This window comes from Pseudomonas sp. TWR1-1-3, from assembly GCF_049896805.1.
GTDB lineage: Bacteria > Pseudomonadota > Gammaproteobacteria > Pseudomonadales > Pseudomonadaceae > Aquipseudomonas > Aquipseudomonas bubulae.
Map to the genome: position 1 here is coordinate 1,066,806 of NZ_JAFCUZ010000002.1, position 14,171 is coordinate 1,080,976.

12 protein-coding genes are annotated in these 14,171 nt (G+C 58.8%); all 12 read left to right on the top strand.

Annotated features, from left to right (window positions below; genetic code table 11):
• Positions 1 to 13 precede the first annotated feature (13 nt).
• Positions 14 to 892 (top strand): hypothetical protein, encoded by an 879-nt coding sequence (locus tag ACP7BE_RS12410; protein ID WP_426106013.1) that lies wholly within the window; start codon positions 14 to 16, stop codon positions 890 to 892.
• Positions 889 to 1,461 (top strand): hypothetical protein, encoded by a 573-nt coding sequence (locus tag ACP7BE_RS12415; protein WP_094999483.1) that lies wholly within the window; start codon positions 889 to 891, stop codon positions 1,459 to 1,461. Before ACP7BE_RS12410 ends, ACP7BE_RS12415 begins: the two co-directional genes overlap by 4 nt.
• Before the next feature lie 2 nt (positions 1,462 to 1,463).
• Positions 1,464 to 2,453, top strand: coding sequence for a ferritin-like domain-containing protein (locus ACP7BE_RS12420; RefSeq protein ID WP_426106015.1), 990 nt, complete (start codon positions 1,464 to 1,466; stop codon positions 2,451 to 2,453).
• 13 nt (positions 2,454 to 2,466) lie between these two features.
• Positions 2,467 to 3,444 carry a 3-oxoacyl-ACP synthase gene (locus ACP7BE_RS12425; RefSeq protein ID WP_165484547.1) on the top strand — a complete coding sequence of 326 codons (978 nt, stop codon included), beginning with the start codon at positions 2,467 to 2,469 and terminating at the stop codon, positions 3,442 to 3,444.
• Position 3,445: 1 nt separating this feature from the next.
• Positions 3,446 to 4,621: an alanine racemase gene (locus tag ACP7BE_RS12430; RefSeq protein ID WP_094999486.1), complete on the top strand. Its 1,176-nt coding sequence runs from the start codon at positions 3,446 to 3,448 to the stop codon at positions 4,619 to 4,621.
• Between the two features lie 10 nt (positions 4,622 to 4,631).
• Entirely contained in the window at positions 4,632 to 6,206 is a 1,575-nt protein-coding gene (locus tag ACP7BE_RS12435; RefSeq protein WP_426106018.1) for an acyl-CoA ligase (AMP-forming), exosortase A system-associated, read from the top strand.
• A gap of 4 nt (positions 6,207 to 6,210) precedes the next feature.
• Positions 6,211 to 7,206, top strand: a complete 996-nt coding sequence (locus tag ACP7BE_RS12440; RefSeq protein WP_426106020.1) for a hypothetical protein — start codon at positions 6,211 to 6,213, stop codon at positions 7,204 to 7,206.
• A gap of 36 nt (positions 7,207 to 7,242) precedes the next feature.
• A complete protein-coding gene (locus ACP7BE_RS12445; RefSeq protein ID WP_323166035.1) occupies positions 7,243 to 10,245 on the top strand; it encodes a citrate/2-methylcitrate synthase in 3,003 nt (1,000 codons plus the stop codon).
• Between the two features lie 78 nt (positions 10,246 to 10,323).
• Positions 10,324 to 10,986, top strand: coding sequence for a class I SAM-dependent methyltransferase (locus tag ACP7BE_RS12450; protein ID WP_094999489.1), 663 nt, complete (start codon positions 10,324 to 10,326; stop codon positions 10,984 to 10,986).
• A gap of 25 nt (positions 10,987 to 11,011) precedes the next feature.
• A complete protein-coding gene (locus ACP7BE_RS12455) occupies positions 11,012 to 12,073 on the top strand; it encodes a TauD/TfdA family dioxygenase (protein WP_133143861.1) in 1,062 nt (353 codons plus the stop codon).
• A gap of 2 nt (positions 12,074 to 12,075) precedes the next feature.
• Positions 12,076 to 13,080, top strand: coding sequence for an ATP-binding cassette domain-containing protein (locus ACP7BE_RS12460; RefSeq protein WP_095023477.1), 1,005 nt, complete (start codon positions 12,076 to 12,078; stop codon positions 13,078 to 13,080).
• Positions 13,073 to 14,164, top strand: coding sequence for an ABC transporter permease (locus tag ACP7BE_RS12465; RefSeq protein WP_153380192.1), 1,092 nt, complete (start codon positions 13,073 to 13,075; stop codon positions 14,162 to 14,164). The genes ACP7BE_RS12460 and ACP7BE_RS12465 overlap by 8 nt, the downstream gene beginning before the upstream one ends.
• Positions 14,165 to 14,171: the final 7 nt, after the last annotated feature.

Consider the following 14,171-nt stretch of genomic DNA (forward strand, 5'->3'; position numbering starts at 1 on the left):
CCAGAAGCTCAACATGTCGAACTCGCAGCCCTTTGCATCAACGCCGCCGCTGGGCACCGTTCCGGCTTTCAGGGTCCACACGGTCGCTTATCGGCGTACAGAAACACCCTTTGTGTCGCCCCAGGTGGGCCTGGAGGATGCAGCGTTGGCATTGGGGCAGCGGGTAGGCGATGAGGCTTGCCGCTATGCAAGCGACGCAGGCCCTATCGACGATTACGTGGTGAGCTCTACCGTGCTGTCACAATTTTTGGCAGACGGTTCGCCACATGCAGGCTATTTCCAGGAGGCGATAGCCACCCAGTATGGGCGCCGTCCTGACTGGGTCACCAACGCCTATGAATGCACGGGCTGGGGTTTCATCCTGCGATATATCCAGGGGAAGGCTCAGTTCAGCGGTCGTCGCAGGCTGTTACTGCAGATTGTCGATACCGATATCCACAATTTTACTTACTGGTTAGGCAACAACCGCTGGGGGAATTCCGGTTTTGGCATCTGCACGTTAGTGATTGACGTGATTCCAGAGGCCAAAAACATGCTGGTCATCGGCACTTCAAGCCAGGCTAATGCGCTGCTGCAATTAGGACGCAACCTGCGCAGTTTCACCGAAAGCCGGCCAGGTCTAGGCATTGCAGTACCGTTTTTTCCAGAGATGTCGCGCCGCGCGCTGTTCAAGTGCTTCGACACTTCTTCTGTGCACGCCGACCATTATCAACGATTTGGCCATTCATTCGGCAGCGATCCCTGGCTTTCGCTATTGGGGGAGCTGGGCGCGGGTTCCGCGCACACGGGTAGCGATTGCATCGTTTCTTCGCTGGCAATGAACGGCTATTTTTCGATTGCCCAGATAACCCTCGCGCCTGATCTGCACTATGCATTGGAAGGTGAAATGTGAAGAGCGCGCAAACCTGTTCCCTGCTGTTGCAGCGTAACCCCGATTACAACCTGGCGATCCCTTGTTCGGCTCGCAACCTGCCACTGCTCGAAACGCAAGACTATGCACGCCGAAGTGTGTACGCACACGACAATCCCGCGCCTGTGCTGGTCAACAACCAGCAGTACTACACCCTGCTGTCCACGCTGGCCCAGTACATTTGGGACAGCTGCGGTGAGCAAACGCTTCTCCTGGCGCAGGTACGCATGCCTTCCATCGACCTTGCGTTGCCAAAAAATCTGCTCGATCCACGCGTGACGATGGGCGCCCATTTATGGAACGAAGCCTTGTTCTGGGCGCGCCAGCTACAGACGCCGGTGGTCTGGATCAGCGCCGAACAGATTCGCCGCGACCTGTGGGACGGCGGCGATAACCTCCTGCACATCGCAGCCTGGAATACCGCGCAAACGCCAGCCATCACCGAGTGGTTCTTACCCGACCTGGACTACTTCGCGGCACAGGTGCACACATCTCCTGTGCATGAGCCGTTCACCACCTCTCAACCGAAATGCACGCACGTACAGGTGTGATCATGCAAACAGAGCACAAACCGACATTGGATGATGGCGAGCCGATCAAGTGGAATTTCTCGGTCGAGGCTTACATGTCTCAGACCTACGATTTCAGCAATGACAGCTTGAATGCGCTGTATCAGAAAACCAAGGCCAACCAGTGGGATGTCAATACTGACATCGATTGGAGCTACGAGCTCAACCCGGACAATCCACTGGGCATGCCGGACGGCACACTGCTGATCTTCGGCACCGATGTCTGGAACAAAATGAATGAAAAAAACCGCGCCGAAATTCGCCATCACTCGCAAGGCTGGACCCTGTCACAGGTACTGCACGGTGAACAGGCTGCCCTGATTTGCGCATCGAAACTGGCGGTGGCAGAAGAAAGCCTCTCGGCTCGCCTCTGTGCTGCCGGGCAAATCATCGATGAAGCCCGTCATATTGAAGCATTCGGGCGCCTGGTGAATAACAAGCTGCCCATCAGCTACCCCATGAGCAAGGCGCTCAAAGGCCTGCTGGAAGACACCATTACCACCAGCAAACTCGACATGACCAACCTCGGCATGCAAGTGCTGGTGGAGGGCATTGCGCTGTCACTGTTTCAAAGCATGGTCGCCTACACCAAAGACCCTTTTATCAAAGACCTGATGACGCGCATTCAGCGCGATGAGGCGCGCCATTTCGCCATTGGCCGCATCACGCTGGGCAGTGTGTACAAGGAAATGAGCGGAACTGAACGCAAGGAGCGCGAAGAGTTTGTGGTTGAAGGTGCTTATACCTTGTACGAACACCTGTGCGCCGACGACATATGGGAGCCGATGGGCTTATCCAAAAAAGAGTGCAGCCACCTGGTCAGGAGTTCTGAAGTGGCCAACTCCATGCGCCGTTCCATTTTCCGGCGGCTGGTGCCGACCATCCGCGAAATGGGTTTGCTGACGCCCCGTGTAAGCGATGCCTTTGAAAAGCTCAGAGTGCTGGACTACGCCGCCATGCCAATGCCGGCTTAACAGGAATACAGTCATGACGCCCCCAACTACTGCGGCAACAAACAGCCCCGCCCCCTTCACGATCGGTATTGAAGCCGCCGCTTACGAGTTACCCGGCGAACGCCAGGACCTCAATGACTGGGCTCAGCACCATAAGTTGCCCGCCGAGCGCTTTGACATGATCCGCAATGCGGGTTGCCGTTATTTCCATGTGTCACCGGACATCGACGAGGTCGAACTGGCCAAGCGCGCTGTCGCTCGCCTGCAAGAGGAGCAAGGCTTCAAGGGCAGCGACATCGGTGCGGTCATCCATGTTCATACCGGGCTATTCAGCGTACCGCCGGCGCCACGCAGCCTGCCCATGGAAGTGGCCACTGCATTCGGCATAAAGCCTGTCTGGGCCGGCTCGATCGCACAGCTCAATTGCTCGTCGATCAGCGTCGCCATTCAGATGGCCAAGGCCTTGATGAATGTCCATAGCCAATTGCACTCGGTGCTGATCGTGTCGTCCGACCGCGTCTTTATCGAGCGTTTCCGAGTGTTGCAGGCAAGCATCTTAAGTGATGGCGCAGGGTGCTTGCTGGTGACCCGTAACAGCCGGCGTAACCGGGTCGGTGCAACGGCCGTACGCAATTACGGCAGCTGGTATCTGGGCTCCGTGACCAACAACGCGGTGAAAAAGGAAATGTTCAATCTGGAGTGGCACTACACCCGCAAAGTCATGAAGGAAGCCGTGGCCGACTGTGGCATGGCGCTTAGCGATTTTTCATGCATTTTGCCTTACAACTCCAACCACTCTGGCTGGAAAGCCTTCTGTGGCGCCATGGCCATTCCCTCCTCCACGCTCTACTCCGACAACATTCTGAACAAAGGCCACTCCTTTGGCTCGGACCTGGCGATCAACCTTGCCGATATTGGCTTGAGCAAGGTCGATGCCGGGGCGCACCTGATGAACATAACGGAATCGGACAACGGTTCATTTTCGGCATTGACCCTTCATCCGGTGAATTGACATGACCATGACCACCGCCTGCGCGCCTGTCAGAAGCGACGACGCAACGACCGACCAATGGCTGCTGAATCTGAAAACGCCTTGCTACGTACTGGACCCCACTGTCGTACAGGCGCGTTACGCTGATTTACGCGAGCGTCTGGGTACACCGTTGATTGTGTCGCTCAAGGCCAATCCAAACCTGGATTTGTTGATCCGCTGCGGCCATGCCTTCGTCGACGGTGTGGAGCTGGCCAGCCTGGGCGAACTCGATATTGTGGCGGGTCGCATCAACACCCCCAAATACGTGAACAATCCGTCAATGGATGAAGATTTCATGCGCGCGGCCCTGGCCTCACGCTGCACGTTCATCATCGATAGCCTGGAGCAGGCGCAGAGACTGATTCGCGTCATCGGCAAACAGACCGCGCCGCAAACGATTTTGCGCTTGAACGCGGGCCAACTGGTCAGCTCGGGCAAACACCCGGCGGACCACTTCGGCATGAGTCGCCAAGACGCCTTGCTGACGACGGTTGCATTGGCCCAGGCCAACGTGCCAATCATCGGCCTCCATACGTTTGCGGGCTCCAATAGCTTTCACATCGATGACAAGGGTGCCGATGCCGCCGCCCTTGCCAATGCGCTCGCTGCATTCGCGCCACAAGTAGCACGCCTCACCGGCATGCCGGTTGAATTTCTTAACGTCGGTGGCGGTTTCTCCGAGCACTTCAACAACCAGGCGCAGACGTTTGACGCTTATCGCCAGCGCATTGCGCCGCTGCAAAAAGACTTCAAGGTCGTACACGAGTCCGGGCGTGGCGTCTTCGCTGGCGCAGGCACTTTCGTGACCCGCGTGCGTTCAGTCAAAGCCTTGGGTGAGCGCTACGTTGCCGTCTGCGACGGAGGCCTGAGCCACAACTTCCTGCTGGCCAAAACTGAGGCCATGTTGAAGAACTACGCACAGCCGCGCCTGCTGCGGCGTCAACAGGCACCGGGTGACGCGCCCCCGTTGCCGATCCAGTTTGTTGGCAGCACCTGCAGCCGCGCCGACGTGATCGGCTGGAGTCATGAACTGTCGGCCCCGCCGAGCGTGGGCGATCTGGTGATCTTCGACAACTGCGGCGCCTACAACCAGACGTACAGCGTCAGCGCTTTCCTCTCGCAGAGCCCGGCACACACCTATATCCACCAATCCTAGGGACGTCACTATGACCGCCCACATCAGTTTGTACGACCTGTTGAAAGACAGCGCCCAACACCATGGCGACCGCCGTGCGTTCGCGCAAGGCGCAAAGATGGCGACTTATTCCCAATTGCTGGAGGACGTGCGCCTGGCGGCAAAGAAGCTGGCCGATAGCGGCGTGCAAGCGGGCGAACGCGTCGCAGTCTATACGGGCAAGCAGTACGAAACCGTCGTCATGTTCCTGGCAATCAATGCCCGGGGTGCGATCCTGGTGCCCATCAATCCTCAGCTCAAAGAGCAACAGGTACGCCATATCCTGCTGGACAGCGGTGCTCGCTTGCTCATCAGTACGGGGGCACGCCTAAGACGCATCGAGGCGGCGTTGAATGACATCGAACTCGATACCTGGCAACTGGAAAAACTACAGTCCGAGACCCTGAACACGCTGACCGATGCGGCGTTTTTCAACGCATACGCCGCCGTCACAGACAGTGATCCTGCGGCCATTTTGTACACCTCCGGCTCTACGGGACGGCCCAAAGGCGTGGTGCTGTCGCAACGTAACCTGGTGTCTGGCGCCTATAGCGTCGCTCACTATCTGCGCTTGCGGGCCGATGACGTCATCCTGGGCGTGTTGCCGCTGAGCTTCGATGCCGGGTTCAGTCAGCTGACCACGGCGCTGGTCAGCGGTGCTTGCTACGCCCCGCTGGATTTCCTGCAAGCGGGTGAAGTCCCGACGTTTTGTGAAGCCCATGGCGTCACCGTGATTACCGGCGTACCGCCACTGTGGATGCAACTGGCGTCAGTGCAATGGCCGCAGCCTGCCGGCGCTCGCATTCGCTGCTTCGCCAATACCGGCGGGCATATGCCGCCGCCTTTGCTGGAAAAACTCAAAGCCGCATTTCCCAATGCGCTGCCGTACCTGATGTACGGCTTGACCGAGGCTTTCCGCTCCACCTACCTGGCGCCGGAAGCGGCCGTCACACGGCCCGACTCCATCGGCAAGGCGGTCCCCAATGCTGATATTCGCGTGATGCGCCAGGACGGCAGCGAATGTGCCGCTGGAGAGCACGGTGAATTGGTGCACCGCGGGGCGTTCGTCACGCTCGGCTACTGGAATGATCCAGAACTGACCGCTCAACGCTTTCGTCCCTGGTTACACCCGGACCAGCAGATTTCGCGCACCGAAACAGCGGTCTGGTCGGGCGATATCGTCTACCGCGACAGCGACGATTATCTGTATTTCGTTGCGCGCAGCGACGACATGATCAAGACCTCCGGTTATCGCGTCAGCCCCACCGAAGTCGAAGAAATCCTGTTTGCCGTGGATGACGTGACCGAGGCGGCAGCGTTTGGTGTACCGCATCCGCAACAGGGCGAAGCCATCATCATCAGCCTGTTCGCCCATCCGCAGATACAAACCAGCGCCCAGGCACTGATCAAGCTGTGCCGGGACAAACTGCCGACCTATATGGTGCCGTTGCATGTGTCCTTCCATGACTCGCCTTTACCGCGCAATCCGAACGGCAAGATCGACCGAAAGCAGCTGAAGCAGCAGTTTTCCGAGTTTTTCTCCACCTCACTTACGGTCACGGAATAGCCTCATGCTTCGAATCCGCGCTATCGCTTCTCACGTCCCCGATACGACCCCGTTCCGGGCGGTACAAGCTCAGGAAAAAAACATCGGCTATGGCCATCTGTTGTACAAGTCGGCGGTCTTTTCCATGCCTCGTGGCAAAGGCAGGATCGACGCCGAAGAAGAGCGTCGACTGCTTCCCACGGCGAGCATCGCCCTGCCGGTAGCGCCACCCTTGCAAAGCTGCGCCGACCTGGCACTGGAAGCGGTCACGCGATTGCGTCAACAGGTTCCGGCAGAAACGCTGGCACAGGTGACCCATATTGTGGTGACCAATAGCGCCCTTAACCAACGCATTAATGAGTCGGTCGCAGGCCGTATCCAGCATGCACTGGGCTTGCCCAACGCGTTGCCGTTCGCCATCGGCCAATCGGGTACTTGCGGCGTGTTCAACGCACTGACCATGATCGAAGCGCTGGTCAGTCTCGGCGGCAAGGTGCTGCTGGTGGCGTCCGATAAGTGGCTCTACCCCTTCTTTCGCGCCTGGGGGGATCTGGTTGTGTACGGCGACGGCGCAGCCGCCATCTTGCTCGATGGCGACGCTCAGACGACGCCTGGCTGGGGGGCGATACGCGCCTCGGCGGTGCACTATGGCGCGGCCATTGACAACCCCTGGGGGCTGACCCCTGCCGCTCTGGCTGAGCGCCTGCATCCGATGGCGGTGAGCGCAGCGCAAACGGCAATCGAACGTTCCGGCCTGAAAGCCAGTGATATCGATTGGGTATTACCGGCCGGATTCAGCGACAGCTTCACCTTGGGCGTCAGTCGCGAACTGGGCATTGCACAAGAGCGACATTTCGAACTCGGTGCCCGCGCGCACCACTCGAGCGCGGCCCCCTTGCTGTCGCTTATGCGCCTGCGCGCCACCCTGCCTCAGGGTAAAACAGCCACCGCCCTGCTTTGGGATGCGGCGTTGTGCGGCACCGCTGGCGCCATTGTGGCCGAGATCCAGGCTGGCGCCTGAACCCAGATACACACCGCTTATTAATCAGGAAAACCTATGTCTGCTTATAAAGTCAGCCTGCGTGAGCTTCGCTTTTTTTTGTGGGAACTGCATAAAACCGACCAGAATTTTCTCACACGGGCGCCGTTCAACGACAAAAATCGTACCTACTACGATGCCTTGCTGGAGCGCGCCAGGGCGTTCGCTTATGAGTTAGGCAAGGCCTATCAAGCCTCCGACCGACAGGAATGCCACTTGCTGGAAAACGGCAAGGTCGAAATCCCCAAAGAGTTCCACGGACTTTGGCAGCGCTATAAGGAAGAGTGGATTCAGGTGCTGGGCATCGACAGCGAATCCCAGCAACCGGCCTTGCCACCCCTGATCCGGCAAACCATCCAGGAAATGTTCATGGGCGCCAATCCGGCGTTCATGACCTACGGCGGCTTCAATTTTCCGGCCATCAAGCTGTTGAAGCTGCACGCTACCGCAGCGCAAAAGGCAACGTACCTGCGCAAGCTTCAGCGCTACGACTGGGACGCGTGTTTCTGCGCCACCGAGCAGCAGGCCGGCAGCGACCTGACAGCGGTCACCACTGTCGCAAAACCCCTTGAAAACGGCGAATACGCCGTCAGCGGCGAAAAGGTCTACATCTCGGCGGGCATGCATACGCTGACCGAAAACACCGTTTACTTTGTCCTGGGCCGCATCAATACCACCACCTCGACCTCCTACTCGCTGTCCTGCCTGCTGGTGCCGCGCTTCTGGCCTAATCCCGAAACGGGCGAGCTGGAAGACAACCATGTCGAGTGCACTTCATTGCTGCGCAAGATGGGATTGAAGGGCTGCGCCAATACCCAACTGGTGTTTGGTCGAACCGGCACCACCCGCGCCGTACTGCTGGGCGACCGCAAGAATGCCGGATTGCTGCAACTGGTGCCCTTGATGAACCAGGCCCGTATGAGCACGGCAATTATCGGCTTGGGCCTGGCTTCCAGCGCTTATCTGCATTCAGTCGATTTCGCCGGCAAACGGTTCCAGGGCCGTGCAATCAGTCGCACCTCCGATGCCAGCGCCCCGCCTGTAGCCATCATCGAACACGCCGACGTGCAGCGCATGCTGCTGGAAATGAAGGCTCGGGTAGAAGGTTGCCGTGGCCTGCTCGGTAAGTTGACCGGCGCATCGACCCAGGCATTTGCCCTGGAAGCCGAGCCGGTACTGGACGAAGCCCAGGTCGAAAAATACCGCAAGCTGGTGCTGCTGTTCACGCCGGTGTGTAAGGCATTCGTCTCAGACCAGGCCTGGAAAATCTGCGAACTGGCGATACAAGTGCATGGCGGTATCGGCTACACCGATGCTTACCCTGTCGAGCAAAATGCGCGCGACGTGAAAATCCTGTCGATCTGGGAAGGGACCAACTACATCCAGTCCCAGGACCTGGTGCGCGACAAGCTCGGTTTTGGCAGGAACTCACGCCTGATCAAGTTTCTGCGCGAAGAGCTGGATGCCTTCTTGAACAACACAACGGGTGTCGGTTCTGAGCTGCACGACCAATTCCCGGCGCTGGAAAACGCCATGGTTGCCGTGGAGCAGGCGCTAACCCGTATCAATGAGCACGTGCGTGAAGGCCGCACACACGAAACCAGCCAGTTCTATACCCGCTTCCTGGAAATGCTCGGTCTCACCGCCAGCGCCTGGGTCTTGCTTGAATCGGCCTGCCTGGCCGAGCGTCAGTTGCGCGAGCCACTGAGTGCCGAAGAAGCCGCTTTTTACCGTGGCAAGGTCAAGACCGCCCATTATTTTTTCGCCAACATCCTGCCGACGGTCACGCAACACGCACACACAATAGAAAACCTGCTGGTCGCCCACTGCGGCATTGCGCTTGATGAGTTGGCACAGGCCGACACGCTGATACCCACACCGCCGCAGAGCCTGTTTGGCGGACCACGCACCCTGTATCGCGGTACCAATATCGACGGCGCCACGATTGAGCCTAATGAAGGGCTGTGGGTCAGGGGTCGCAACCTCAATGACCTGATCGGCATTGTCGACTTCCCCACGGCGCTATGGCTGGCGTGGTTTGGCAGCCTGCCGACCCCTGCTGAGAGCCAGGCCGTTGACGCCCTTCTGGTACGCATTGCCAGCCACCTGTCGGCGGAGCCTGCCTATCGACGTGGCATCGAAGCCGTGGCCGACAGCGGTGCCGGCATCGTTCAGGCCGCCGCCTGCGGCCTTCTCGGTGATCTGGCAGCGCTGGAACATATTGTCCTGATCGAAGCCACCGTTCGCGACTTGCCTACGCATCAGGATTTTATCGAGGGCCTGGTCAGCGTTGCTTCAACGCCGCACTTTCTGCAAACGGCGCTCGGTTATGGCGCCCCCGGCGCAGCATCGACGCATCACGCCGAGGTCGTGTTGACGGCAATGGGCGCGACCGATATCGACCCATTAGCCATTCGTGTCGTTGATGCCCTGCTGGTGGCCTGGCACGCCGGTTTCGGCTACATCACGCCGACGGTGCTGGTACCCCGTACCGCCATCGGCACCGGTGTCACCCTTGCCCAGGCCGTGGCGGCCGGTTTCATGGCCAGCGGACCGAACCATGTCGGCGCAGCAGAAGAAGCGATGACCTGGCTCAAGACCATCAGTGCGCAAGCCAGCCCTGCTGACATACGGCAAGCGGTCGACCTCGCGCTGGATCAGCCGGGCAACCTGTTGTTTGGCTTTGGCCATCCGCTGTTTGTGCAGGACCCACGACCGCCGCACATCAGGGCCCTGTTTTCCCAGTGGGGTTTCGGGGGGCGCTATCTGGAGATTTACGACGTTGTCTGTGCCCACGTTCTGGAGCGCAAAGGCCTACGTCCGAATATTGACTTCATCACCGCCGCAGCCCTGCTCGATCTCGGCGTGACCCAAGCCCGTTGGGGTGTCGGCCTGGGGCTCTGTGGCCGGGTGGCGGCCATGGTCGCGCATGCCATCGAGCGGCGCGATCGCCCTGCTTTCGGTGTCAACAGCAAAGCCGCGCGCAAGTTGTTGGCCACCGTTCCAGTGGGGTGGCTGTAAGACAAGAAATGAGCCACACGCACTGGCTAGTTCAACGCTGAATCTTCTTCTAACGCTAACCAAGACGAGAACGTATCCATGTTATTGAAAAATCTACGCCCTGCTGACGAGTACGACCGCTTTGCCTCGCAAGCACTGGAACCCTGGGATGTGTTGTTCGTCACCCGCATCCGCCAGATTGCCCGCGACTTGCCGCCGGGCGCCCTGGTCGATATCGGCACCGCCACCGTCGTGGTCCCGGTGCGTCTGGCGGCCGACCCGGTTTTGAAAGGCTGGCATTTCATCGGCCTGGATCTGGACGAAACCATGCTCGAAGGAGGCCGACCACGCATCGAAGCGCTAGGCCTGAGCGATACCATCGAACTCAAGGTCGGCGATGCCCTGGACCTGCCCTTCGCCGACAACAGCCTGACCATGGCGGTAAGCCGTGCCACCTTGCATCACTTGCCGGACAAGCTGAAAAGCCTGACTGAAATGTATCGCGTACTGCAGCCGGGCGGGGTTGGCCTGGTGCACGACATGCGCCGCGACGTCGCCCCCGACTTGCTGGAGAAGTTCACTCAAATGCGCGCTTCAGTGGGTTATCCACCGACCCATGTTGAAGAAAAAGTCACCCTGGAAGAGGCACGCGCGCTGGTCATCGAAGCGGGTCTGGACCATTGCACGGTAGTGACCAGCCCAAGTTCCGGCATGGGCGCACTGGGTTTCGAAATCCTTATCAAAAAGCCTTTGCTGGCTTGATACGCAACTCGTCGGGGAAAAGGCTATGGATCATCGTTTAGATAGGGTTGAGCACTTTAACGAAATGCTGGGCGGCTCACGGGTACAGTGTGGCTTTCTGTCGCCGGAGCACATGCCGCTCGTCATAACGCCTGTCGACAGTACGCTAAGCGATGACCGCGAGGCTTTTACGACGTGGTATCGCCAGCACCAGGCAATCTTTGACAGCATGCTGCTGGAGTTCGGTTGCCTGTTGTTCCGTGGTTTTCCATTGCGCGAAAACGCGGACTTCCAGGCCATTGCGCAACACTATCCTGAGCATGCGTTCGGTTATATCGGCGGCGCCACGCCACGCAAGAACATCGAAGGCAGAGTCTACGAATCGACACGCATCCCGGCCACCCTGAAAATCGGTCTGCATCAGGAAAAGGCCTACATGGCGCACTATCCACAGAAACTGGCTTTCTTTTGCAAACAGCCCTCTGACCAAGGCGGCGAAACCATACTGTGTGATATGCGAGCCGTCACCCGTCGCCTGTCACCGTCATTGATCGAACGCCTCAGCACCGCGCGCATCCAGTACTTGCGCAACTTCCGTGCCCCCAGCACACCCGAGAATGAACCGCGTAACACCCATATGCGCGAATACCACCGCCCCTGGGATGAAGCGTTCCTGACCGATGATCCGCAGCAGGTGGAACAGCTGTGCCGCGATACCCACCTCGATTACCAGTGGCTCGACGATGGCAGCATCACGGTGTCGCATACCGGTGATGCCATGTTGAAACATCCGCTGACCGGCGAAGCGATCTGGTTCAATCAACTGTCGACCCAACACAACAACGCCCGCTCCCTCGGCAAGCCGGGTTACGCCTACATCCAGCACGCCTATCAGGACAAACCGGCACGCCCTTACGATGTGCGGCTGGGCGACGGCTCGCCGATCTCGGAGGATGAAATCGCGCCGATATACGACGCCTTGGAGGCGCAGGAGATTGCGTTTCCCTGGCACAGCGGTGACATGTTGTTGATCGATAACATTGCCGTCGCCCATGGCCGCAATCCCTACAAAGGCAAACGCGATGTCCAAGTCGCGTTGTTCGATTGAACATGAACAGTCAAATCCTGCTGACGGACGAAACACACGGGCTGTCCGAACCTGCCCTGCACCGTGAGGTGCAGTTGGCACCCACGCGCACTGATGAACCCTATGCGGCGGCGGCCAAACTGATCCGGGTCAGCGCTGGCAGTTTCCACTTCGAGGTCCGCGATCTGCAGTTCCGGCGCGGTCGACATACCGCCATCATTGGCCCCAATGGTGCTGGCAAAACCACCCTGATCGAAGCCTTGCTCGGCTTCCGTCAGGCGCATCTGGAAGAGGCGCAGATTCTGGGGGTTGCGGCGTCGCGCTTTCTGCAAAGCACCCGGCACCGCAAGCGGTTGGGGGTGCAATTGCAGCGGGTCGAATATGAAGACTCGTCGAATGTAAGGGAAATCCTCGATTTGCATCAGGCCCTGTACGGCAAGCAAGACCCGCAGGTGGCGCAGGCACTGGATATCGAAGCGCTGCGCAAACTGCCCTATCGGGCACTGTCACGCGGCCAGAAACAGCGGCTCGATTTGTTCGTGGCGCTGGCACACCACCCGGAAATCGCAATCCTTGACGAACCGTTTACCGGGCTCGACCGAGCGTATATCGAGCGCGTCGCACACCTGCTGCGCTACGACCTGGCCGACCTGACCATCATCATGATTTGCCACTCGGAGGAAGAGCTGGATGCCGCAAGCGATGTGGTGTGGGTGTGCAACGGCGGGGTTGAGTATCGAGGCGATAAAGAAGCATTGAAGAACCGCCTGGTCGGCGCCTTCCATGCCTATCTGCAGCTGGACGACAGTGATCATATCAACGCCATCTATCACCAACTGGAACGCGAAAGCGCCACGTTGCGGTTGTCGAGGCCATCAAACACTGAAATCAGCGTCTATGGCACGCAGGAACTGGATCAGTCGATACGCCGCCTGATCGGCAATGTTGCGTTCCAGCACTTTGAGTTCGGCCCCACCCATTACCGCGACATGTTGCACCTCTGCGCCCAGGGAGAACAGGATGTTTAGCATACTGGCGATATTGACGCGCAACGAGCTGCTGGGGTTTTTTCGCAGCAAGTCGGCGCTGTTCTGGGCGCTGGCCTTTCCCATACTGCTGCTGACCGTGATGCTGATGGCGTTCGGTCATCCTGGCTCACTCGGTACGGTAAATATCCAGTTTCTGGAGGCTGACGCCCAGGCCAGTTCGGACACCAGTTGCCAGCTAGCAATCCAGCAGGCATTTGCTGGCGGAGATCCGGTAAAGGCCAATTTTTCAACCGTCAGCAGCACTGCCCCCATCGCAGCAGACACGGTACGCATCGTCTTTGCGGCCGGCGACGAACCGTTGCAGGTGCACTATGACTTCAAGGGTCAGCTGGCGGTACGCGCCGCAGCGCGCGTGATCGAGATCGCCGCGGTCAGGTGTTCAGCGGCCAGACGCGGCATCGTCTCAACAGACCTGGTGCGTTTCGAGGATACGGCCTCCGGTGCCAAGCCCTTCGACTACGGCCAGTTCTTTACAACCGGCATTCTGGTCATCTGTTTGATGTCACTCGGCATCATGTCCACCGCCTTATCGATTGCAAGCTTGCGTGAACATAATGCACTCAAGATCTACGCCTGCTTTCCAGTGCCGAAGCTGGTCTTTCTGGCCTCTATTCTCGTGTCGCGGGTGCTCATGATGCTGATTTCTGTCGGCACCTTGCTGCTGGTGGCGCGGTACGGGTACGGCATTGATATCTCGCTGTGGAGCGTGCAGTCCATGCGTGCGTTGCCGGTCATTCTGCTGGGCGGCGCCATGTTGCTGAGCCTCGGCACCCTGCTGGCCAGTCGCACCTCCTCGGTCAAGGAAACCGAATTGCTGTGCCATCTGATCCATTACCCGGCCCTGTTCTTCGGCAACCTGACCATCCCGTTGAACGATGCGCCAGCCTGGATCAAAAGCATTCTCTCGGTGATTCCGATCAACCAGTTTGTCTCGGTACTGCGCCAAGTGCTGCTCGAAGGAGCGCCCTTGCCTTCGCTGTGGCTGCCCTTGTTGGCCATGGCAGGCTGGACCACGTTGTTTCTCACCGCAGCCACCTTAATGTTCCGCTGGCACAAGAGTTAAGCCCGGG